The sequence below is a fragment of the Lysinibacillus pakistanensis genome (assembly GCF_030123245.1).
GTDB classification, from domain to species: domain Bacteria; phylum Bacillota; class Bacilli; order Bacillales_A; family Planococcaceae; genus Lysinibacillus; species Lysinibacillus pakistanensis.
Window position 1 is genome coordinate 2,282,685 of sequence record NZ_CP126101.1, and the last position, 22,952, is coordinate 2,305,636.

General features: G+C 33.7%; 27 protein-coding genes. 20 read left to right on the forward strand and 7 right to left on the reverse strand.

From position 1 onward, the window contains the following. Position 1: 1 nt before the first annotated feature. From QNH24_RS10935 to QNH24_RS10945, 3 genes are read left to right on the forward strand one after another with little or no spacing between them, the layout of a single operon-like run. The gene (locus QNH24_RS10935) at positions 2–754 is read left to right on the forward strand and encodes a thioesterase II family protein (protein WP_283872166.1); all 753 of its coding nucleotides are present in this window, start codon (positions 2–4) and stop codon (positions 752–754) included. Continuing rightward, positions 751–1,347, forward strand: coding sequence for a 4'-phosphopantetheinyl transferase family protein (locus tag QNH24_RS10940; RefSeq protein ID WP_283872167.1), 597 nt, complete (start codon positions 751–753; stop codon positions 1,345–1,347). Before QNH24_RS10935 ends, QNH24_RS10940 begins: the two co-directional genes overlap by 4 nt. A 14-nt stretch (positions 1,348–1,361) precedes the next feature. After that, positions 1,362–2,504, forward strand: a complete 1,143-nt coding sequence (locus tag QNH24_RS10945) for an isochorismate synthase (RefSeq protein WP_283872169.1) — start codon at positions 1,362–1,364, stop codon at positions 2,502–2,504. A gap of 183 nt (positions 2,505–2,687) precedes the next feature. On the opposite strand, the gene QNH24_RS10950 is transcribed toward QNH24_RS10945, so the two are convergent. From QNH24_RS10950 to QNH24_RS10960, 3 genes are all read right to left on the reverse strand, one after another. Continuing rightward, positions 2,688–3,800, reverse strand: a complete 1,113-nt coding sequence (locus QNH24_RS10950; protein ID WP_283872170.1) for a hypothetical protein — start codon at positions 3,798–3,800, stop codon at positions 2,688–2,690. Between the two features lie 215 nt (positions 3,801–4,015). Further along, entirely contained in the window at positions 4,016–4,309 is a 294-nt protein-coding gene (locus tag QNH24_RS10955) for a hypothetical protein (protein ID WP_283872171.1), read from the reverse strand. A gap of 79 nt (positions 4,310–4,388) precedes the next feature. Further along, on the reverse strand, positions 4,389–5,543 hold the full coding sequence (locus QNH24_RS10960; protein ID WP_283872172.1) for a hypothetical protein: 1,155 nt from the start codon (positions 5,541–5,543) through the stop codon (positions 4,389–4,391). 183 nt (positions 5,544–5,726) lie between these two features. Here QNH24_RS10960 and QNH24_RS10965 point away from each other — a divergent pair, with 183 nt between their 5' ends. Further along, a complete protein-coding gene (locus tag QNH24_RS10965) occupies positions 5,727–5,915 on the forward strand; it encodes a transmembrane Fragile-X-F protein (RefSeq protein WP_054772020.1) in 189 nt (62 codons plus the stop codon). A gap of 102 nt (positions 5,916–6,017) precedes the next feature. Here the strand turns inward: QNH24_RS10965 and QNH24_RS10970 are convergent, their stop codons facing one another. Next, positions 6,018–6,593 (reverse strand): LOG family protein, encoded by a 576-nt coding sequence (locus QNH24_RS10970; RefSeq protein ID WP_283872173.1) that lies wholly within the window; start codon positions 6,591–6,593, stop codon positions 6,018–6,020. Positions 6,594–6,767: 174 nt separating this feature from the next. Here QNH24_RS10970 and QNH24_RS10975 point away from each other — a divergent pair, with 174 nt between their 5' ends. The 4 genes from QNH24_RS10975 (at position 6,768) to QNH24_RS10985 (ending at position 8,840) form a co-directional block, all read left to right on the forward strand. Further along, on the forward strand, positions 6,768–7,085 hold the full coding sequence (locus QNH24_RS10975; RefSeq protein ID WP_054772018.1) for a MazG nucleotide pyrophosphohydrolase domain-containing protein: 318 nt from the start codon (positions 6,768–6,770) through the stop codon (positions 7,083–7,085). Positions 7,086–7,098: 13 nt separating this feature from the next. Then, positions 7,099–7,542, forward strand: a complete 444-nt coding sequence (locus QNH24_RS10980; RefSeq protein WP_283872176.1) for a GNAT family N-acetyltransferase — start codon at positions 7,099–7,101, stop codon at positions 7,540–7,542. Between the two features lie 204 nt (positions 7,543–7,746). Next, positions 7,747–8,202, forward strand: coding sequence for a VanZ family protein (locus tag QNH24_RS26280; protein ID WP_353051144.1), 456 nt, complete (start codon positions 7,747–7,749; stop codon positions 8,200–8,202). A gap of 140 nt (positions 8,203–8,342) precedes the next feature. Beyond that, positions 8,343–8,840: a hypothetical protein gene (locus QNH24_RS10985; RefSeq protein WP_283872810.1), complete on the forward strand. Its 498-nt coding sequence runs from the start codon at positions 8,343–8,345 to the stop codon at positions 8,838–8,840. A 75-nt stretch (positions 8,841–8,915) separates the two neighbouring features. Here QNH24_RS10985 and QNH24_RS10990 read toward each other — a convergent pair whose 3' ends face one another. Beyond that, the gene (locus QNH24_RS10990; RefSeq protein WP_283872177.1) at positions 8,916–10,088 is read right to left on the reverse strand and encodes a multidrug effflux MFS transporter; all 1,173 of its coding nucleotides are present in this window, start codon (positions 10,086–10,088) and stop codon (positions 8,916–8,918) included. Between the two features lie 217 nt (positions 10,089–10,305). Between QNH24_RS10990 and QNH24_RS10995 the strand changes: the two genes are divergently transcribed. The 3 genes from QNH24_RS10995 to QNH24_RS11005 all read left to right on the forward strand — a co-directional run bounded on the left by QNH24_RS10995 (position 10,306) and on the right by QNH24_RS11005 (position 12,149). Then, a complete protein-coding gene (locus QNH24_RS10995) occupies positions 10,306–10,851 on the forward strand; it encodes a GNAT family N-acetyltransferase (protein WP_283872178.1) in 546 nt (181 codons plus the stop codon). 127 nt (positions 10,852–10,978) lie between these two features. Further along, positions 10,979–11,200 carry a hypothetical protein gene (locus QNH24_RS11000; protein WP_283872179.1) on the forward strand — a complete coding sequence of 74 codons (222 nt, stop codon included), beginning with the start codon at positions 10,979–10,981 and terminating at the stop codon, positions 11,198–11,200. 172 nt (positions 11,201–11,372) lie between these two features. Then, positions 11,373–12,149: a class I SAM-dependent methyltransferase gene (locus QNH24_RS11005; RefSeq protein ID WP_283872180.1), complete on the forward strand. Its 777-nt coding sequence runs from the start codon at positions 11,373–11,375 to the stop codon at positions 12,147–12,149. Between the two features lie 115 nt (positions 12,150–12,264). Here the strand turns inward: QNH24_RS11005 and QNH24_RS11010 are convergent, their stop codons facing one another. Further along, positions 12,265–12,663 carry a glucosamine 6-phosphate synthetase gene (locus QNH24_RS11010; protein WP_283872181.1) on the reverse strand — a complete coding sequence of 133 codons (399 nt, stop codon included), beginning with the start codon at positions 12,661–12,663 and terminating at the stop codon, positions 12,265–12,267. 464 nt (positions 12,664–13,127) lie between these two features. On the opposite strand from QNH24_RS11010, the gene QNH24_RS11015 reads away from it, so the two are divergent. The 3 genes from QNH24_RS11015 (at position 13,128) to QNH24_RS11025 (ending at position 15,819) form a co-directional block, all read left to right on the forward strand. Beyond that, positions 13,128–13,451, forward strand: a complete 324-nt coding sequence (locus QNH24_RS11015; RefSeq protein WP_283872183.1) for a hypothetical protein — start codon at positions 13,128–13,130, stop codon at positions 13,449–13,451. A 166-nt stretch (positions 13,452–13,617) separates the two neighbouring features. Beyond that, positions 13,618–14,742, forward strand: coding sequence for a glycerol dehydrogenase (locus QNH24_RS11020; RefSeq protein ID WP_283872184.1), 1,125 nt, complete (start codon positions 13,618–13,620; stop codon positions 14,740–14,742). Positions 14,743–14,991: 249 nt separating this feature from the next. Continuing rightward, a complete protein-coding gene (locus QNH24_RS11025; RefSeq protein ID WP_283872185.1) occupies positions 14,992–15,819 on the forward strand; it encodes a hypothetical protein in 828 nt (275 codons plus the stop codon). A gap of 250 nt (positions 15,820–16,069) precedes the next feature. Here the strand turns inward: QNH24_RS11025 and QNH24_RS11030 are convergent, their stop codons facing one another. Beyond that, positions 16,070–16,288 carry a DUF3951 domain-containing protein gene (locus QNH24_RS11030; protein WP_488259941.1) on the reverse strand — a complete coding sequence of 73 codons (219 nt, stop codon included), beginning with the start codon at positions 16,286–16,288 and terminating at the stop codon, positions 16,070–16,072. A 128-nt stretch (positions 16,289–16,416) separates the two neighbouring features. Here QNH24_RS11030 and QNH24_RS11035 point away from each other — a divergent pair, with 128 nt between their 5' ends. The 6 genes from QNH24_RS11035 (at position 16,417) to QNH24_RS11060 (ending at position 22,950) form a co-directional block, all read left to right on the forward strand. Continuing rightward, the gene (locus tag QNH24_RS11035) at positions 16,417–16,773 is read left to right on the forward strand and encodes a hypothetical protein (protein WP_283872187.1); all 357 of its coding nucleotides are present in this window, start codon (positions 16,417–16,419) and stop codon (positions 16,771–16,773) included. Between the two features lie 342 nt (positions 16,774–17,115). Then, positions 17,116–17,277: a competence pheromone ComX gene (gene comX, locus QNH24_RS11040; RefSeq protein WP_283872189.1), complete on the forward strand. Its 162-nt coding sequence runs from the start codon at positions 17,116–17,118 to the stop codon at positions 17,275–17,277. Beyond that, a complete protein-coding gene (locus QNH24_RS11045) occupies positions 17,250–19,616 on the forward strand; it encodes an ATP-binding protein (protein ID WP_283934534.1) in 2,367 nt (788 codons plus the stop codon). Before comX ends, QNH24_RS11045 begins: the two co-directional genes overlap by 28 nt. Positions 19,617–20,217: 601 nt before the next feature. Next, positions 20,218–20,763, forward strand: a complete 546-nt coding sequence (locus QNH24_RS11050; protein WP_283872191.1) for a helix-turn-helix domain-containing protein — start codon at positions 20,218–20,220, stop codon at positions 20,761–20,763. A 197-nt stretch (positions 20,764–20,960) separates the two neighbouring features. Continuing rightward, entirely contained in the window at positions 20,961–21,959 is a 999-nt protein-coding gene (locus tag QNH24_RS11055) for an ABC transporter ATP-binding protein (protein ID WP_283872192.1), read from the forward strand. Beyond that, positions 21,946–22,950, forward strand: a complete 1,005-nt coding sequence (locus QNH24_RS11060) for an ABC transporter ATP-binding protein (protein ID WP_283872193.1) — start codon at positions 21,946–21,948, stop codon at positions 22,948–22,950. Before QNH24_RS11055 ends, QNH24_RS11060 begins: the two co-directional genes overlap by 14 nt. The last annotated feature ends 2 nt before the right edge of the window (positions 22,951–22,952 follow it).

Genomic DNA, 22,952 nt, shown 5'->3' on the forward strand with positions numbered 1-22,952 from the left:
AATGGATTCGAAAATATGGTTTCCATTCTCATGTGATAATCATAGTGATATCAATGTTTTTTGTTTTCATCATGCGGGTGGTTCAGCCTCAAATTATAAAGAGTGGGTAAGGAAATGTACGCAAGTAAATATGTATAGTGTAGAACTGCCGGGGAAGGCAACAAGAAGAAGTGAAGAGCCGATTTTAAACATAGAAGAGGTAAGTGTCAAAATAGCCCAAGAAATTTCACAGATTTCAAAAAATAAAAAGGTAGTATTATTTGGTCATAGTATGGGCGCTGCCATTGCATTTGAAGTGGCGTACTATCTTGAAACAAATACTCATATACAACTACAACTTTTAGTCGCTGCGAGTCGTCAAGCACCTCACTGTCAGGGCAAAGATAAATATCATTCTTCCATGCCTGATCAGAATTTAATAGAGGAATTATATCGACTTGGTGGTACACCACCGTTGCTTTTAGAAAATCAGGAGTTTCTAAATTTTGTCATACCCGCCATTAAAAATGACTATACCTTGCATGAATCTCATTGCTACAAGGGACAAATATTGACTACGCCTATTATTGCTCATTTTGGAGAAGAGGATCCAGACCTTTCTACCGCAGACTTAGGAAGATGGCAAGAGGTGACGCATCATGACTTTATCCTTCAAAAATTTCAGGGAGGGCACTTTTTCCTTTATGAAATAGAGGATTCTTATTTGCAAAGCTTAGAGGATACTATTATACAAGGCAGTGGAAGCGTAAAATGACCAAGTGCAATCAAATAAATATTTATTTATATAGAGCAAAACATGTTCATAAACATAATTCTGACCTTTTTAAACGCTTTCTTCTATTAAAAGAAGCAGGATTAACTGACGTCCAATTTCAATTTGGTCCATATGGCAAGCCATTTGTCCATGTGCCAGATGTTCATTTTAATATATCTCACTCTGGACAATATCTAGCTGGGGCCGTATCAACTTGTAGCTTTATTGGCATCGATATTGAACGGATCAAACAAATAGATTTTGATTGTATTGATTTTTTTATGAGTGAAAAAGAAATTGCTCATTTTAAGGAAATTCAATTACTGGAAGAAAAGCTAGATTATTTTTATAAAATATGGACCCTAAAGGAAGCGTATTCCAAAATGTTGGGTATGGGATTACATATGAAATTAACAGATATCAGTCTGGATAATCAACAAATAAAGTCAACATTCAAGGATGTATTTTGTCATTCCAAAATGATTGATAGCCTTTATCGGCTATCCCTTATTTGTAGTCAAGAGAATATAAATATTGTACGCATCACAGAAGATATAATCATACAGGAATTAAAGCATAATCAAATTATCTAAGTAAGGTGAAGACTATGGAAAATATTAAGCTATCTGACATCCTTAATCATTTTAGCAACAAGGATACCTTTTTGAAGACGCCTGAAAAATTATTGGTATTCAATGGGGAGCAAAAAAGGTTTCAATTGGCTATTAATGCTTCAATAACGCTTACAGAAGAAATTAGGGCACTTCAAAAGGAATATAAAGCACCGATGATTATTGGAGCAATCCCATTTGATCAACGTAGTAAAGCAACGATTATTATTCCAGATACCTTTGTAAATTATCATCACGCCAATTTGATCGATGATTTACAAACTGCAAACCAGCCCTTGTCAATAGAGAACCGCATTGATTTACCTAGCAGACTTCAATTTAACGAAATGGTTCAAGAAGCAATACATTCCATTCGTAATCAACAATTTAGCAAAGTGGTGCTTGCAAAATCATTAAAATTTCATTTACAAGAGGAGCCACCCATCACAGCATGGTTAACGAATTTACTACACAAAAATAAACAAGGCTATATTTTTTCTATTGCCTTGGATAACGCTCAAAATCTGATTGGTGCTAGCCCAGAGCTACTTGTGAAAAAGGAAGGAAATATTGTAACGATTAATCCTTTGGCTGGTTCACGTAAAAAAACCTATGATTTGGTAAAAGATAAGGCTATAGAGAACGAGCTACTACATGCAGAAAAAGATTTACATGAGCATAAAATTGTTGTGGATTATATTTGTGAGAAATTGGAACCCTATTTAGAAGAAATAGAGTACAATGAAAAACCAGCTATTCTTTATACAGATACAATGATGCATTTATCGACTGTCATAAAGGGAAAAATAAAAAATGATACGACGACTGTATTGGATGTAGCACAGCTATTACATCCTACACCGGCCATCTGTGGGGCACCACAAAAGCCTTCATTAGAGTTTATACAGAAAACGGAGCCCTTTAATAGAGGCTATTATACTGGAATTGTTGGCTATATGGATCAGAATGGCGATGGGGAATGGGTAATTACGATTCGTTGTGCTGAAATTGATCATAGGGATATTACATTATTTGCAGGGGCAGGCATTGTCAGTAGCTCTCAGCAGGATAGTGAATATAATGAAATCTCTGCGAAATTTACAACGATGCTACAGGCTATGGGACTAGCACAGGAATAGTCTGCTTTTAATAAAAAGAGGCTGGGACAAACGTGTTTCAGCAAACAAAAATACCGAACTATCCAATGAAACGCTCATGAAGTGTTTCGGACTAGTTCGGTTTCTCGATTTATCGTGTTTTGTTGATTTAGAGATTATTCGTCTTTATGAAGGAACCATTTAGTTATGTCCCCGCCACTTCATTTATTGCGGAAGATATGTTTGACCTTTAAAAGTAAGCTTAGAAGCGGAGATTAAAATTTCTTTATTTTCTAGGAAGTAGGGATCTACTATTTTGTATAAAGCATCCCATTTAGCTTCAGACTGCTCCTGTTTTCCATCTTTATCAAGAGTTATAGCCTCTTCATATAATAATTGTAGTTGTTTTTTATCTGCTGCACGAATTTCAAAATCAAAGTCAGCGATAAACACCTCAAACGGAATTGGTTTAAAATACGGGTTGATTACTTCATAGAATTCTCCCCATAGCTGATCGGAAAGCTCAATACTGTTGTCTTTATCTGCCTTTTGAGCTTTTTCATAAATTGTTTTTAGTTTTACGACAACTTCAGCAGGAATGTCTAATTCCATACTCGCCATGTACTCATCAAAGGGAGTAGGTGGATATAGCTCATCTAAATATGGTTGCAAGATTTTATAAAATTCATCAAACTTTTCTTGAGCTTTGACTTCTTTACCTGCTTTCTCAAACTTTACCCACTCTTCATAGATGCTTTTTAGTTGCTTTTTCTCACTATCCTTAATCACAATATTTTTCTCACCGAATCCATATTCATCTATATATTGCTCAAAGGATATTGGCTGCCAACTGGCTAATACATAAGGCTTTGTGATTTTATCCATTGCAGCATACATCTTTTCTACTTCATCATACTTCTCTTCTTTTTCTAATTTTTTGATTTCAGTAAACATGCTTTCCAATTTCTTTAGATCTTCAGTTGGTATCTCTTTAGGTAATTCTTTTTTATACACTTCAAATGTGTAGAATTCAGCATAATCCTTTAATACACTTCCTTCTACAGTAATTTCCTGTCCCTCAACTAAGTTCATTTTTTCAATTTGCTCATCAGAAAATTTGTGAAAACCAATAAAGTAGTTTTTACCGTCTTTGCCTTTTACATCGATCCCGTCTCCTACAATATTTTTAATAGTTCCCTTAATTTGTTGTTCGATTTGGATCGTCACATCTTTTGTTGTTTCCTGTGAGGTTGCTCCAGCTTGAAGCGGTGTAAAAACAGCCATTCCTAATGTTAGTGCAGAAGCAATCATCCAAGTTTTTCTAAGTGGTTTTCTCATCAACATGTCTCCTTTTATTCAACTTGTTACCAATTATTAGACGTATTTCCATTACAAAAAGTTTTATCTTGTGAAAAAAATTAGGAAATACTTTCTCGAAAGCTTTTTAATTGAAATGAATCAAACTGGAGTGAAGAAAATTGAAAGAGGAAAAGAAAAAATCCCTAGCTATTTATGAAAACAAATAGCTAGGGATTTTTTTAAATACCTGTATTTTAAATATAATGAGTTGGTTTTTTATTTCCTCTTTCATAATTATCTCTTAGCATTTCTGTAAAGTCCTGAGCTAATTTGGCCAATGATTTAGCATCGACTGAAGGGAAGGAGGGGAGTATTTCAAACAATTCAGGATCAAAGGATATTTTTTTTCCTTTATAAGACCCCATTATAATTATTTTTATTAACCCTATTTCGCCTAATCTTTTATAATGCTTACTCGTTACGATTATATCATTTTCAGCATGTAAGTTTAGCCATCTTCTTACTCGAAATTTATTAATGCAACTCACTCCCTTTCCCACAGGAACATAACACTACCTGGTTAAGAAAAACCCACAATTAGTAAAGAAACATTAAGGTGATTTTCAATTATTGAGAAATGTAAACCTGACCGTTAAGTGTTAGCTTAGAAGCAGAAATTAGAATTTCTTTGTTTGCTTTAAAATACGGATCTAAAATAGTATAAAAAGCGTCCCATTTTGCATCAATTTTTTCTTGCTCTACTTTTTTATCAAAAGCTAAGATTTCTTCATAAAGCGCTTTTAATTGCTTTTTATCAGCCTCACTCACTTCGAAAGCAAAGTCAGCCATGTACTCTTCAAATGTTTGTGGTGTATAGAATTCATCCATAATATGATAAAATTCAGTCCATAGCTTTTCAGAAAGTTCATCATTTTTATCTTTTTCTGCCCTTTGAGCATCGTCATAGATTGTTTTTAGCTTGGCTAACGTTTCGGCAGGAATAGCTAATTCCGTGTCTGCCATATATTCTTCAAATGTTTGTGGAGGATAAAGTTTATCTAAATAAGGTTGAAGAATTGTATAAAAAGCTTCAAATTTTTCATCTGCCTTGTCTTCTTCAATACCAGCTTTTGCAAGTTTCACCCATTCATCATAAATTACCTTAAGCTGTTTTTTGTCCTCGGCATCAATGACGATATTATTTTCACTAAATCCAAAATCTTGTAAATACTCATCAAAGGATTGAGGCTCCCAGCTAGCTAAGATGTAAGGCTTTGTGATTTTATACATATCCTCATAGATTTTAGCAATCTCATCGTATTTCTTTTCTGCCGCTTCTGAAGAAGTATCTTCAAGCACACTAGCTTCTTTTTCAAGTCTTTTAATCTCATTAAACAACTTTTCTAATTTTGCTAGTTCCTCTGCTGTTATTTCTTTTGGCAGATCACTTTTATAAACTTCAAATGTGTAGAAATCAGAATAACTGTCAACAATGGAACCTTCTACTGTGATTTCTTGTCCCTCTGCTAAATTTATTTTTTCTAATTGTTCCTTAGAAAATTTATAGAAGCTAATAAAGTAATTTTTTCCATCTTTTCCTTTAAGATTGATCCCATCTCCGTAATTATCTGTAATTGTCCCAGTAATTTGCTGTTCCATTTGAACTGTAGCATTGTTGGGTGTTTGCACAGAAGTAGCTCCTGCCTGAAGTGGTGTCAAAACAGCTAATCCTAATGTTAATGCTGAAGCCATCATCCAAGTTTTTTTAACCGGTTTTTTCATCTTTGGTTGTCTCCTTTATGACTGAAATTGTGTTTCCAATATCTATACGATTTACCAGCAGAAAGGTTCCGTGTTTTTCAAAAAGTTAACATAGTAAGGTATGTTTTAATCGTTGTATTATAGTAATACTAATGGTAGCTTTCTTTTGTAGAGAAAAATTTAAAGTCGATTGGTGGGGACGTTGTGGGAATTGCAGAAGTCTTAACAGTTGTTTTTATAGTATTAAAGCTTACAGATGTTATTTCTTGGTCTTGGTGGCTAGTATTATTGCCAGCCATTATATCGTTTAGCATTTACATAATTATATTGGTGGTGAAGCTAATCATGGTTATTATTGCAGTAGTAGCTGTGAAAAATCGTAAAGAAGTATAGGATAAAGGATTATGTAGTAAATGAGTGATACGGGGAAATACTTATGCTGACTTTTTAATGGGTGAACTGCATGGTAAAAAATAATACCATGCAGTAATAGTTTTATTTTGAAAGCTGGTATGTTTTAACTGCAGGTGGCACATAGGTAGCGCATTTATCTAAGAGTGCCGCAATATTGTCGTCAACTAGCAATGTATCACGATTATGTGCTTGTAAAAATTGCTCATTCTGCATATGGTCAAAGAATGAAATTAGTAAATCATAATAATGATTGATATTCAAAATGCCACATGGCTTTTGATGAAGACCAATTTGATTCCATGTAAATACTTCGAATAACTCTTCCAATGTACCAGGGCCACCAGGTAATGCGATAAAGCCATCAGCTAGCTCCATCATTTTACTTTTTCGTTCATGCATCGTATTGACCACAATCAGCTCTGTTAAATGCTGATGTGAGATTTCTCGTTCCTCCAGTAATGTAGGAATAACGCCAATGACCTTACCACCTTCCTGCAGAACTGTATCTGCAACTGTACCCATGATTCCAACACTAGCTCCTCCATAAATTAAGGTAATTTGTCGCTTGGCTAATTCCTTGCCAAGTTGAATAGCCCCTTCACGATAGGCCTCTGAAGCTCCAATGCTTGATCCACAAAATACTGCAATACTATTCATATATAGCTCCTCCAAATCAAATTGATTGTTTCCTCCGATTAACAGGGAATATCTTTAAAATCTACCTGTATCTCTCGATTTCACACACCAATCAGTGATAAAAATGTCCACTGATAGAAGTTTCGTATTATAGTATAATTTAATTTTGAGAGGAATGAAATGGAGGACTGAAAAATGGAAATAAATGAATTCCAGCAATGGATAAAGGAATACTATGATACGCGTGGATGGTCTGAATTGAATATTTTTACTCGCATTGGTTTTCTTGCTGAAGAAACCGGAGAAGTGGCAAGAGCTATTCGAGCTTTAGAAATTGGCAGAGACAGACCAGACGAAAAGGTTCAATCGTATGAAGAAAATAAGCAAGAGTTAATAGAGGAGCTTGGAGATGTTTTAGGAAATATTATTGTAATCGCTAATAAGTATGATATTTCCTTAGAAGAAATTTTCAACGCTCATCAAGATAAGCTAATGAAGCGTTACCAGGACTGAAAGGAGAAATTAGATGGACTATCAGGTTGAAATTTTACAAGAGAAGCACAATGATTTCACTAATTTTTTAAATGCTAAAATTCGTGACTATAATGATGAACATTCACTATACCATCAGGAAAGCAGACAAAAGGGTTCGATACGTCCCTTAAATCTCATCGTCACTGATAATGAGCAACAATGGATTGGTGGCATCACGGCGGAGGTTTATTGGGGATGGGTTGAAATTAATAAGTTTTGGTTTAGTAAAGATTACCGTGGAAAAGGCATCGGTGGACAGTTATTAGACACAGCAGAAAAAACAGCCAAGGAAATGGGTGCAACAAGGGCATTGTTAACTACATATGAGTTTCAAGCACGTACATTTTATGAGCAGAGAGGCTATCAGGTCGTTGGAGAAATTAAAGATTATCCGCCTGGTAGTAGTTATTATACAATGGTGAAATTACTTGATTAACACAAATTGTAACTGATTCATAAGGTATATTGACAGAAAGCAATTCTGATTCAGCAACTTTTCTGGACTAAGTGCTTCTACCAAATTCTATGTTAAGTTCCCAGTTGCTACAAAACTTATTCATTTGATGGATCTATTTCTTAAAATTTTAAAAAAAGAACATTATTCAATGTTCTTTTTTTAACTTGATGGAGGTCTTTAAGAGTGTTGTTTAATAAAACTATTTGGAAAAGTATATTTGTTATATACATATTATTGTTGCTTAATTTTGTGGTGATTAAGTTCGATGGAAATATTAACCATCTTATCGATACAATACGGACTAATTATACCCGCGGACCAGGTATAAATGTTGTTCCTTTTAGAACAATTGAAACTTATATAAGTGATATGGATTATAGCGTAGCTTTTATAAATATCCTTGGAAATATCATTCCTTTTATACCTTTGGGATTTTTAATACCCATAGTCTTTCCTTCTCAAAGTAATATAATTAAAACCATGACTAACTGTTTATTAATGATATGTAGTATAGAGATTCTCCAATTAATTTTCTTTTTAGGTAGTTGTGATATAGACGACGTAATACTAAACCAAATAAGTTGTGTTATAGGCTTTATACTATTTATAATTTACAGAAATGTCTTTAAAGAAGTCTAATCCACTCTACTTTTGAATTTCTCCCTTTTTTCTAATACGCTCTAATACATAAGAGCTATAAAAATATATAGCTGAAAGATGACTAAAAAACTCTCCCAAATGTCAAACTTATAAAAAAGGGGAGATTTCGTGTGTATTCGATGTCGAATTTTAAATTACTTGTTGAAAAGCAAGCAGAGATTGATACTATTTATCAGAATTGTGATGATTTAATACAATCAACGGTAACGCCTAAAATGGACGAGGAAGTTAATAAATTGTTAGATGCTATGGATAAAAAATTAACAGAACAAGGCTTTACCATTACTAAGACATCCACAGGATTTATTGCCAATTATCAAGAGGCTGTTATCAATATTGATAAGCATTCGAAGAATTTGGAGGAGTGCTTTTTCATTAATTTAAATAATTATGCAGAAGATCAAGTTTCCATAGTTTTAGATATGACAGATTCGATGATACCGAAGATATCCAATAATCTTGATGGCTACTCAGAAATTATCGAGCAGATGACGGATAAATTAAAGAAAGCCAAAAGTCTTGAAAAAGCCTGTATGTCACCGAAATTTATTTATAAGACACAGAGCAATATTGTTTTTCATTCTGCTGAGGAGGTTGTTGATCACTATTTTCAATAACAGGAAAGCCACCCCGAAAAAAATAGGGTGGCTTATAGTGGAAGTTCTAATGCTTAAATATGCCCGCTACTATATTTAAACTATAAATTTTCTTCCGAAGATTAACATAATCATTGTTAAAATCATGAAATATAGAGGCATTGTGAGTAAGGAGCCATTATGCAAGAGGCTCATGCCAGAAGTTATAAGACTCACCAGCAGGTAATAGCCTAAGCTGAAAATAGCACCTGCTGTACCAATCACATCTTGAAAGCTGACAAGAGCTAAGCTTAAGCAATTGGGCAAAGCAATACCTGCCCCTAATAACATAATAAATATAGTACCTATTATGCTACAAAATAGTACATGGCTAGATAATGGTAATATACTAACGATTAATTGTAAAAAAGCGCCAGCAATCATCACATAGCAGCCCAAATGGATTACTTTTTCAGGCTTAAAATTGATGACGAGTCTTTTAGAAATCATTGCTCCAATAATAGAGGCAAGTGCCACAAAGATGCCAAGAAATCCATAGAGACCTGGAGATATATGAAAGTGCTCAATAAAAATAAAAGGTGCCTCAGCATAGTAACTGAATAACAAACCATTTATGCCACCAATCAACAAGCCAAAAACAAGAACTTTAGGAGATGAAAGAATGCGCTTTACAACTGGAAAAATAGCGATTCTTTTTCTCGTTGAAATATCTGTTGTTTCAGGTAGCCTCAAATAGGTGTAGATAAAAAGCAACATACTCATTGCGATGAGAACAAAGAATACGGCTCTAAAGCCAAGTGCTTGATCGACCCAGCCACCAATGAGTGGTCCCACTGCAGGGGTAAAGGCAATGACGGCAGAAATTTGTGCAAACATTGCATGTCTTCTACTACCAGAAACACTTTCCCGTAAAATTGTTTGCGTAATAATGGAGCCTGTTGCTGCTCCAAAAGCTTGAATAAATCGACTAACCAATAGAAAAGATATCGTTTCAGCATAAAAACACATGAAACAGCCAATTCCATAAAAAATTAAACCGCCTAACATTGCCGGTCTACGTCCAATAAAATCAGAAAGCCATCCCCAACAAAATACACCTATGGCAAACCCTATAAAATAAATACTTAAAGTGAGCTGTACGGCACTATTTGAAGTATTCAATGCGTGCGAAATATCAGGAAGAGATGGAGAATAGATTGTCTCACTAATTTGTGGAAATGCCACAAGTACAATCATTAATAGTAAAGATGGTGCTACATGTTTTTTCAACTTATTGCCCTCCTACAAGCAAAATCTACTTTTTAATGAAAGAGTAGATTAGAGTAGCTAGGGAAAAGGCGGGACCATTATTAGTATACGTTCATAGGATGTCATGTTATCACCTTAATATGCTTGAAGTAGGAGTGCATAGTCTTATATAGTATAATTTAACTTTAGATATATAGCAATAATTACTATGAATAGAATAGATTGAAGGAGGAGTTATATGTTTCCCATTTTAGAGACAGAAAGACTTATTTTACGTGAGCTGACACTGGAGGATACAAGAAGCATTTTTCATTGTTTTTCTCATAAGGAAGTGACACGATATTATGGGCAAGAACCATTTACAGAATTTAAGCAAGCAGAAAAATTAATAACGCTTTTTTCAAAAAACTTCACTGAAAAAAGGGGGATACGTTGGGGCATCGAACGAAAAGGAACAAAGGGAATTATCGGTACTGTTGGTTTCAATGTTTGGTCTTCAACACATAAACGAGCCGAAATTGGCTATGAAATTCATCCAGATTATTGGCGAAAGGGCTATACATTGGAAGCGGTAACTAAAGTAATTTCTTATGGCTTTAATGACATGGGGCTAACGCGAATAGGAGCTGTTGTATTTAAAGAAAATGAGGCTTCTAATCAATTGCTTATGAAAATAGGGTTTCAACAGGAAGGAATTCTCAGAGACTATATGTACCAAAACGGTGAGGCATACGATACATTTATTTATTCCATTTTAAAGGATGAAGCTCATCATCTTATTTAACGCCATTTATTGGTTATTAAATAGTGGTATTGTAGTAGTTTTGTAGATTCATTTTTCGGTTATAGTGCTAATAAGAAGCTAGGTGTTAGGAAAGAAAAAATAGGAATAGGTAAGGGGCTTTATACCGATGGAATTACAATACAGTACAGCTTATTTTCAAAAGTTAGATTTGCTAGAAGAATTATACTTAGGTCAGGCGTCATTAAGGGAAATGATGCAGACCAAAAATGGAAGCGCTCGTTATGGGGAACGCTTTGAACAAATAGAAGAGGCTATTGTTAAACTAAATAAAGAAATTAGAATATTAGAACGTCACATCATTCAGTCTGTAGATTCGGTTATAGTTTGATCATTATAAAAACAACTCATGCTAATATTTGAATAGCATGAGTTGTTTATTGTGCTTTTGATAAGTTTAACTTATTGAAAATGATAATTAACATTAATTTTTTTAATGTTCAGAAGGGGTTTATAATAAGAATACAAGATTATCCATATAAATTTCGAAAAGAGTGATGAAGATGGGCATTGATTTTCGCAATATGAACAATCAATCAACGTATACAACTCGGTATGCTGATTTCTCATGGATGGAAACGATTAAAAAGCTTGTTCCGCTAGTAAATATTTCTAGAGCTGCTGATATTGGATGTGGTGGAGGAATTTACTCTAAGGCATTAGTAGAATTGGGCGTAGCTTCTGTCATCGGTGTAGATTTTTCTAAGGCTATGTTGGTGGGAGCGAGGGAAAATTGTAAGGATTATCATCATATTACATTTAAGCAGGGAAATGCATTGGATACAGGCTTAGACAACAGTAGCTTTCAGGTAATTCTCGAACGAGCATTAATTCATCATATTCAAGATTTAAAGGCATGTTTTCAAGAGGCGTATCGAATATTGGAGGATGATGGAATCTATATTATCCAGGACCGTACACCAGAAGACTGTCTTTTAAAAGGCGATGCCAGTCATATACGAGGATATTTCTTCGAGTATTTCCCTAAATTAAAGGAGCATGAAATAACGCGTAGACATAGTAGTGAAAAAGTAATGGAAACACTAAAGGAAATTGGATTTAAGGAGATACAGGAAGTCAAGCTGTGGGAAACAAGAAAAGTCTATGAGGAAAAAGCACAATTACTCCAAGATATTAGGAATAGAACAGGTAGAAGTATTTTACATGAATTAGAAGAGGAAGAGCTGCATCAATTAGTAAAGTATATAGATGATTCACTGGACGTAGCCAGTGCGATAGTTGAAAAGGATAGATGGACGATTTGGAAAGCAGTGAAATAAAGATAGTTTTTACGTTTTTTTATCATCGAGGGATGATCCAATCCGCATTTACGATTGATTAATCCTATCATTTTAAATTAGCTCTCGTTTTGCTTTTAAACGAGAGCTTTCACCATTAGTCACCAGCTAGAGTGAGGAGGTAATTGTCTCGAACCTCTTCATCCTGCATTTTATTATCAACTAGCATAGCACCGTACCATACCTTTGTTCTATCATTATCTACTAAAAATTGAATATTCACTTTCTTTTCTTTATGACTGATTGGACAATCTCCTTTAAACTCTACAACCTTTTGCCCTTTTTGCGTTTCAAAATATACCCAGTATGGATTTTTACAAGCACTTGCCAATCCAGATTCTAACGATTTTTGATTGTTTTCAATGGAATAATTTTTAACGTATGTAATATATTCATTATCTGTAATGTCCTTTTGTGGACCGTAAAAGTACCAAAATACCCCTAGGATCCCAATTGGCACAATCCATAATATATTCCTCTTGCTTAATTTCCCCATGTTTGCATCCCCCTTTATTAAGCTATTTTATCACCTTTATACCGATTTTTGCTAGCTTACAATAATATTTTCTATTTTTTTGTTTTATTGTCATAGCTAAGTGGATTGAGTCTAAGGGATGATGTGTTTCAGTTATATAATACGAGGGTGATTGTTCTGCTTTAAGAAGGTATTTATGTAATCATTATAATTGCATTGTTTTCATTCCGCTGTCGCTTGTTTAGAAATTGTTCAGAACGATATGTTATTTTATTAATGTAACATGACAAATGTTATTCATTGCGCAAAAAGATTGGACTCAAATGATGTGAGATTTGAGTCTAATTTTTTTGTTTTTTGGAATTTTAACAAGTGCTTTCCATTCAATTTTGAGCAAAATTTATAAAGCTGTTTGGGGTAATTTAGCTATTTACCAACGTAATTCCAAGCATTCAATTGAGACTAAGCTGGTGGAGGGAAATAAAATGGCTATAATCTATCAATTTTCAAAAAGAATATTTCGGGATATAACAAATGAAGGAGTCGTTGACGTAGATAAAGTTACAGCTGATTTTATTGGAAGCGTTATAAAAGTCTACGAACGCAAAGGGACAATAATTGTACATATTAAAGATAAAAGGGTGAATCATGCGAGCATTTCTAATACTAATGGCCAGGTTAAGGAATGGGAAATTAAATATGCAATAGAACAGGTTTTAGAAAGTGAAATTAAAGATGTGCTTGTACATGTCAGTAGAACTGGAGTAATTCATGTATGTACAAAAGAGGACAATACTTTTATCAAATAGGTGCACTAATTTTGCCGTAAACAAATCTATACATACATATTTGGCTATTGTCTCGATGTTTTTTGGAGATAGTCTAAAACAATATAGAAGTTCTTTTTTTTCTTAATATTTTTTTGCTAACAGTAAATAATACATAAGAAATCTGATTATGAAGGGAATATTCTAGATGTTAAAAAAACCGAAGTCCATTACATCACCTAAAAAATTCATAGTGGGTCAAAATTTATTAGAAGCATTACCTAATTACACAAAGATTTATGGTGACCATGCTTATGTAATATGTGATGAGTTTATACTTGAACGAGCAAAGGAAGAAGCTGGTAGGTCTTTTGGAAATGAGGGATTTAAAAGTGAATTTGTGAAATTCAATTATGAAATTACACAAGAAGAAATTGATAAACACCGAGAGGCAGTAAGACAATCAGGGGCAAATATCATTGTGGGTATTGGAGGTGGAAAAACATTAGATACAGCTAAAGCTACTGCTTATTATGAGCAATTACCTGTTGTGATTTTTCCAACTATAGCCTCAACTGATGCACCATGTACAGCACTAGCTGTTATTTATCATTCTGATGGTTCATTTGATCGTTATTTGTTCTTACCCTCAAACCCTGATATTGTGTTAGCAGATACAAAGATCTTAGCAGCTGCACCAACACGTTTTTTTGTAGCTGGTATTGGTGATGCTCTTGCTACTTATTTTGAAGCACGAGCATGCTACCGTAAAAATGGTGATAATTTGGTGAATTTAAAGCCTACACTATCGGGACTTGGAATTGCTAAAATGTGTTATGACACTATTTTAGAATATGGTCTACAAGCTAAAATTGCCGTGAATCAAGGAATTACTACGCTTGCAGTTGAAAATACAATTGAAGCGACCATTTATTTAAGTGGTGTTGGTGCTGAAGCTGGTGGCTTAGCTGCTGCACATGCAATTCACAATGGAATGACTGCCGTTCCATCACTTCATCGTGCACAACATGGTGAAAAAGTAGTATTTGGTTTATTAACACAGCTTGTTTTAGAAAGTGCACCGAAAGAGGAAATTGCAACTGTTATTCAATTTATTAAAGAAATTGGTTTACCATTAACTTTAAATGATCTTGGTATGGATGAATTCCGAGAAGAAGAATGGAGAAAAGTAGCAGAAGCTGCATGTGCTGAAGAGGATACCATGAAGAATATGCCACATCCAGTTACTCCCGATGATGTGTATCAAGCAATTATTGCTGCAAATGCTTTAGCAGAACATTATAAAAACGAAGTGAACCCCAAAGGGATATAGGATTTACCTTGTTAAAGGGAAAAATACAAAAATAAACAAAAAGCATATTTTAGGATTTCTAAAATATGCTTTTTTTTGCTCTAAAATTGATTAAAAATAAAATTCAAAGGAAAAAGTCCCGTTGAGTATGTAGAGATTTTGAAAAATTCCAACGACATAGTAAATATATGCTTATACTTATCGATGAATACAAGAGAAGCTTTTTTGGAAAAGCAGACAATCTAAAAGGGAAAAAAGGAGGCGCTTACTTTGCTTGAATGGACTAGCGATACATGGGGGAAGCTGATGGGACCTTATGGATCTGGAGAGAACGTACCAATGCTGCTACAGCAGTTGATGCAGGAGTATAACCAAGAAACGGCTGATGAACTCTTTCAGGAATACTTGTTTCATCAGAACACGATTTATACGGTCACCTATGCGGCTGTTCCTTATTTAGCAAAGATGGCTCGTTTGACGAAAGATCCTGAAGTGCAGCGCGATCTTTTTATTACATGCGGCATCATTGAAGCAAGCCGTGACAAGAGCGACTCAACACCGTATCCTACAGCTTGGGCGGAACTCGCTGAGGATGTAGGAGCATCAATCTGTGAGGACATCTACAGTGGATATATGGAGGCCATACGTGATGTAGCTTCATTAAGTGAAGAGGTGGTTACCCACACTGCTCTTGCTCCAATTGATGATGTGGAGAAGCGTTATATTCTTATCGCCGATTCAGCCTTTCGGGGATCGTACAAGGTGGCGAATATGCTGTTAACATTTACGGCAGGAGATGAGTACATTGCAGTGTGTCAAGAGTGCAACCAGGAAGTATATCTGTGGCCGAATGAAGAGAATGGGCACATACAGGCATTTGCGCAAGACCCTGTGTTTGAAGAAGAACAACAGGCTCAAATAGTTATACCTGCATCTCAGTATTTGGATGAAGATCAAGCAATGTTGGCGGATCAAGTGATGGCGATTGGCGAACACGGTCTCGCTCGCCATTTGCCATATCTGGCTGGTGAGACAAACTGTCCTTCATGTGGAGTGGACATACCAATTTGGCAAGCATTGCTCTCGATATTTGACTAATTAGTTAGTTTGCTAGTGTAATGGAATACTTAAACCTATCCAGCGCTGAATTTCTTGACTAAGTAGCCGAGGTGATAACCATAGGTAATCCAAGGAAATTTGTAATTTACCGTTTATAAAGCGTTACTGAAGCGGTAACTTTAGTGGTAGTATCATAGTTTCTAAACCTCAAATTTAAAAAGAGAAAGATGGAATAAATAGTTAATCTTTCTCTTTTAAAAACTCTAGTAGAATAAACCCACTATGTGAATTATTTTGATTCATCTTTTTCAACAGGATCTATATACTTTGTCTGTTCCTGTAAATCTTTATCACTGTTTGTATTGTTAGTTCCTCTAGTTAAATCGTCAAATGGTGTATACATATTGATGATTTTCTTTTTCTTTATAACAATATTGAATACCCCGAAAATGATTAATCCCATGGACATAACTCCAATTACAACAACAATAGCAGTAATTATTTTCAAAACCTCCTTTGTTTTGAATTTATTATAACAACATATAAAAAATACGGGCGTTTTATTTTTTGAAATGACAAGAAATGTCTATCTGAATTTAAAATTGAAAACGACAGTAAAAAAAGGGTTGAGCTTTATTGAGAAGAAAAGGCTATTTCATAGACAAATACAAAAATCAGATTTATAACGATCAAGCATTAGTTTCAAGTAAACTTTACCCTGATACTCCTACGTTACAGCAACTTGAAGAAATGATTTTTAATAGCATAGTGGAACAGGTATTTATCTGTAACTATCAAACAGGACAGAAAGGCAAGTTAGAGAAATTATTAATAAATGATGTTAGGTCTGAATGGTATTCGAAGTTTAAAAATAATATCTGCCTTGATGATGAAGCGTATTTAGATAATTTCCCTAATGGATACTGCTTTTTTGTTGAGCTTTGGGAAAGCGAAAAAGGTGCTCCCATTTTGGTGTTATTCAAATGTCATTAGGAGTCCAAAAAAGATGAATGAAATAGGTAGTTAGTATTTGAAAAGATTTCAGTATGATTTTGAAATTAATATTCAAATCATTTAATTCCTTATAAGGGCAAAAAAATTAGAATTTGAGCTAGTTTATATCGACACCTAAAATTAAATTGTCAAAAAATGAAGGAGATAAAGCTTGTTTTTAGCAAAATCAACTCCTAATATATTAAATTTTAGCATTTTTTAGAAAATATCGTTGAAAAATTGGATAATAAAAGTATAATATAGGTGTAGTTACATTTATGGATTATTAATCCATAATATTAGAAAATGTAACTATAAAAACTAATGAAATGAGGAGATTTTATGATTAACATGATTCAGTATTTGGAAAAAAACCCGTCACTACTTACATTGTTAAAAGAAAATAAGGCTTCTCTAGTTGGTGTTACAGAGCTTGAGCAGAAGGCAATCATAACATCCTTTGATGAGGATGAGACATGTTTAGAAACGGGCTTCTGGCATTAAACTATTTGAAAAATAATTGGCTTTGGCTTGCTATAAGTACTTATCTTATATTAGGAAGCTATTTGCTTTCTGTTACTTATAGCACGCCTTATTTAGGAATTAAACTGAAAGAAGAGAATGGACAATGGTTAATTATTGAACCATATTATAAGGAATGGGCAAATAAGCAAAAGATTTCAGCAGGGGATATTATTTTAGAAATTGATGGTAACAATATTAATGAATTAAATATTATTAAATACGATCCTGTAATTAGAGTAGCTAAAGAGTTAAAGTTTCTGAACCATGAAGATGGACAGTTAATTCATTTACAAATAGCACCATTAGATATTCCTGAACAATTTTTGTATATATTTTTTTTACCAGCATGTTATTTTTTATTAAGTTTAATTGTTTCTCTCTACTTATATAAGAAACAAAAGAATTCGAGTTTAATAAATTTACTTACTCTGTTTATTCTTACAGTATCGTTGGCATATGTTAGTATTGGTGCATCAGGAATGTTAGATAGTGTTGGAACAGTTGTGAATCGAAGTAGTATGATACTTTGTCTTGTTCTTTTGATTCACTTTTTAAGAAATTATTTTTTATTTTTGAATTTAAAATGGTTATTTATCAACAACATTAAAATAATATATATACTCCCTTTATCAATAGTTTCTTCTTTTAGTATTTTTAGCATCATCCACCCATTTACAAATACTTTATTCTCTATTTTTACCTTGTGGTTATTTTTTATTTTGTTATTAATAATTTTTGGTATTTTAGGGATAGGCTATTCAAAATATAAAACCCCTCAATTGAAAATTTTTTTATTAAGTATTATTAGCCCTTTCTTACCATTCCTTTTTTTGTTTGCCATACCGCAAATTATTTTTCATAAATATATACTTTCTGCTGATATATGCTCCTTATTTTTGTTGCTTATACCATACAGTTTCATATTTACACAGCTCACTGAACGGATATTTGATATGGAGTACTATATAACTCGTTTTCGTCATTATTTTAATTTTTCATTTGCTTTTACAGTTTGGCTATTAATAGGTCTCTACTGGATAACTGATCTAGCTATTTCAAGAATGACGGAAATTTTCTTTTTTTCCTTCCTCTCTTTAATAGCCCTGTTCTATTTTAAAGAAAAAATAGATTATCATAAGCGAAAAATCCTTTTTTCAACAAAAGGAGATTATATCCATAGAATGTATACGACCATTGATAGTATAGGTAGAGTGGTGAAAATTGAAGATTTACTAGAAAGATTTGTTCAGGAAGTCTCCCTGCACCTTGAGATTCATCATGTTTATGTCCTCACCTATGATTTTCACACACATGCCGTTACTTCAACGAGCAAATCAAAAGAATATACACAAAATCAAATGGATGAAGTATTACTAGAAAAACTACGCTTGGGGGATATCAAGAAAACAGAGCATTTTTATATTGCTTTTATACACCAAGATGTAAATTATAAAAGAATATTAGTCGTAGATCATAATAAATCTATTTATCTAAAGGATGAGGAATTATTATGGCTTGAATTATTGCTTCTATATTTAAATAATTTTATAGAAAATACGAAAATGGTTGAAGATCTTTTAGAACAATTAAAGCATATGAAGGAAGCCGATAATAATCAGTTACCGTGGCTTAATAAGCTACTTTGGCTACGATTTGAAGAAGAAAAGTATCAATTGGCACAAGAGTTACACGATACGATTTTACAAGAACAGCTACATATTGCAAGGGAAATGGATGTAGTTATTCATGCAAAGAAAAAAACAAATATACAAATGAAACTTTCAAAAGTTCATGATCATATGATTGCATCGTTAAATGATTTAAGAGGATATTGTGAAAATTTAAAACCGCCACTATTAGATACATTAGGTTTAAATGCAGCGCTCGAGAAACTTATTCAAAAAGTTCATAAACGTGCTGAATTTGTTTTAATTTACACCATTGATCGTCTTTATTTAGAGGATGAACGTTTAAACTTAATGATTTATCGTCTTTTCCAAGAGCTATTGAATAATGCCTTGAAACATTCGCATGCTAACATTGTTGAAATTCATCTCTTAGAAGCCAAAGAAGGTTTTGAAGTCAATTATTTTGACGATGGTATAGGATGTAAAATGGATGAAATCATTCTTGCCGATTCAATGGGGATTAGGGGGATGCAAGAGAGGGTACGGGCCTTTAATGGCAAGTTTTCTATCAAGACCAATATAGGAGATGGGATGTCCATTCGAATTAAAGTAAATGAAAGAGAACAAACCAATTCCGATGGTTACAATACTTATCATAGATGGCCAACCCCTAGCAAACAACTCAATTGAGAGCGCGTTTATTGAAGTTCTACAGAAGAAAATTGTCAAACTTAATAATACTCCACAAAGAAAGAATCGAATTTGATTAATTATTTCAAACAGATTCTTTTTTTGTTGTCAAAAATGAGCTTGGAAGATCCTTTAAATAAAAACTATTAATCTGTTCATCATGGAGCAGACTATTTAATTTTTTTTCATTTAACATCATCCTTTTACAGTTTTATTAAAACCCACCTGCTATTAAAACTCCTTCTAACGACCTGAAAAGTACAATATTTTTTAAAATGTTCTTTTCCACTTTCTGTTTTCACTATAATTTCTGATAGCCTACTTTATTGGTTGATTATAAACCAATATATCCATCCTTTATTTCTACCCACTCGTTTATAGACAGCATTCCCAGTGCTCCCAATTACGGTTTATTTAATTAAAATCAACGAATCTCTTATGGTATTGTCGCTATAAAGTAAAGGTATTTTGAAAAAATATTATATTATGAATATAGAGAATATTTTAAATATTAATTTACATTTTAAAAAATTATGATAAGATTGTAATAAATTACGGTTATACAGTAATTATTCTTCTTTTAAGAGAAAGGAGTTAAGTTATGGAAGAAATTTTTCAAAAAATAAAGCAATTAAGATTTGAACAAGGTATGACTTTAAAGGAATTGAGTGAAAAGACGGAATTATCAGTTAGTTTCTTATCCCAGATTGAGAGAGGAACATCATCATTAGCTATCACCTCTTTAAAAAAAATTGCTGATGCATTTGGCGTGAAGATGATTCATTTCTTCGAGGAGACGGAAGATCTAAATTACGCAGTGAAAAAGCAAAATCAAAAACCTTTTAAAATAGAAAGCTCTGATTCTACTTATGTTAGATTAAGTAATAACTTTCCAGATAGAAAAATAGAGCCATTTCTCGTCACAATAAAGCCTTTCCAAAAAGAAAATGAACCATTTAAGCATCCAGGTGAAGAATTTTATTACGTTCTAAAGGGGGCTGTATTATTCACTGTTGATCAGACGGAATATTATTTGCGTGAAGGAGAAGCCATCCATTTTCCTTCAAATCTAACTCATATATGGGAAAATCCTTTAAACCAAGAAACTGTATTACTTTCCGTAATCACGCCAGTAATTTTTAATTAAACGAGTAAGGTTTCCCTGAACAAAAAAGGGAATTTTAGAACGGATTTATTTTTTAGATTTTAAGTACCTTTTCGACAAGACTGCGGGCAATAGTTAATGGAATGTTCCTTAAGCAAACTCCTGTTTAATTTTCTGAATTATCAGTCTTCTAATTCGTAGTTATTTTAAACAATATATTTTTGAAAGAGGTGAAATTGATGACATTACTAAAAGTGGAGGATTTGACGATTAAATTTAAGTCACGCCAAGGTGTTGTCAAAGCAGTAGATAATTTAAACTTTGAATTAGCCCAAGGGAGTTCATTAGGAATCGTTGGTGAAAGTGGTAGTGGCAAAAGTGTTACATCCCTTACGATAATGGGACTTTTACAAAATGCTAATACTGAAATCACAGGAAGTATTGATTTTGATGGTTTAGATTTGTTAAAACTCTCACCTCGTGAAATGAGGAAGATTAGAGGAAATTCTATATCAATGATATTTCAAGAGCCGATGACCTCACTTAATCCTTTACATACTTGTGGTAAGCAAATTATGGAGCCAATCTTGATTCACCAAAAAGATGTAAGTAAACAAGAGGCAAAAAAACAAGCAATTGAATTACTAAGAATGGTAGGAATCCCTTCTCCTGAGCAGCGATTTCATGAATATCCACATCAAATGTCTGGTGGTATGCGACAAAGAATTATGATAGCTATCGCTTTAGCCTGTAATACCAAACTATTAATTGCTGATGAGCCTACTACTGCATTAGATGTTACTATACAAGCGCAAATTCTAGATTTAATGAGCAGTCTGAAGAAAAAGAGGAATATGAGTATTATTATGATCACTCATGATTTGGGTGTTGTGAAAGAAATGTGTGAGAAAGTAGTTGTTATGTACACTGGACAAATTGTTGAAAAAAGTCCAACTGAGTTAGTATTTGCTGATCCTCTTCATCCGTATACAAAAGGATTACTTAATGCCATACCTAGAATTTCCAGTAAAGTGGAAAGACTTGAGGCGATTGAGGGTAGTGTCCCTGATGCACTGAATATGCCAAGAGGTTGCAGTTTTCATCCTCGCTGTAAGTTTGCAACAGAGAAATGCAAATTGGAATCCCCACCATTATTTCAACTAGAGGATGGTCGTGAAGTAAAATGCTTCATTTATGACGGATCTGAAAGGGGCGGTGATGTGAATGGTACAAAATAATTCCAATAATATAGCAGCGGTATCGAACAGCAATGGGACAGAAAACATTTTAGAGGTTTCACACTTGAAAAAGACCTTTCATATCAAAAGCCCAGATGGAAAAAAAGGCCTACTTAGAGCAGTAGACGATGTTTCTTTTACGATAAAAAAGGGTGAAACTTTTAGTCTTGTCGGTGAAAGTGGATGCGGTAAAAGTACACTGGGCAGAACATTGCTAGGTCTATATACACCTGACCAGGGATCTGAAATTTTATTTAATGGCGAAGATATTACAAAGTTTTCAAAATCAAAACGGAAAAATTTTGCTAAAAAGGCACAGCTGATTTTTCAAGATCCATCTGCTTGCTTAAATCCACGTAGAACCATTAAGCAAATTTTATTAGAACCATTCAAAATTCATAAAATACCAAATGGTGAAGCAAAAATTAAAGAGCTAATGGAAATGGTTGGTCTAGCAAATCGTTTCTTTGATAGATTTCCTCATGAAATGTCTGGAGGGCAGAAACAAAGGGTGGGAATTGCTCGAGCATTGGCACTAGATCCAGAACTTATAGTGTGTGACGAGCCTGTCTCAGCTTTAGATGTGTCGATTCAAGCTCAGGTCATTAACTTGCTAGAGGATTTACAGAAACAATTGAACCTTACTTATCTATTTATCTCGCATGATCTAAGTGTTGTTCACCATATTAGTGACCGAGTCGCTGTAATGTATTTAGGTAAAATAGTTGAATTGTCTACTCGCGATCAACTATATGAAAAAACGCAACATCCTTACACAAAATCGCTCCTGTCCTCAGTTCCAGATATCACGGATGAACATCGAGAAAAGATTATTCTTACAGGGGATGTTCCAAGTCCATCTAATCCGCCTGCCGGATGTCGGTTTCATACAAGATGTCCTGTAGCAATGGATATTTGCAAAACACAGGAGCCTATCTTTATCCAAACAGATAGTAAGCACTTTGCAGCATGTCATTTGCAGACAAAGTAAAA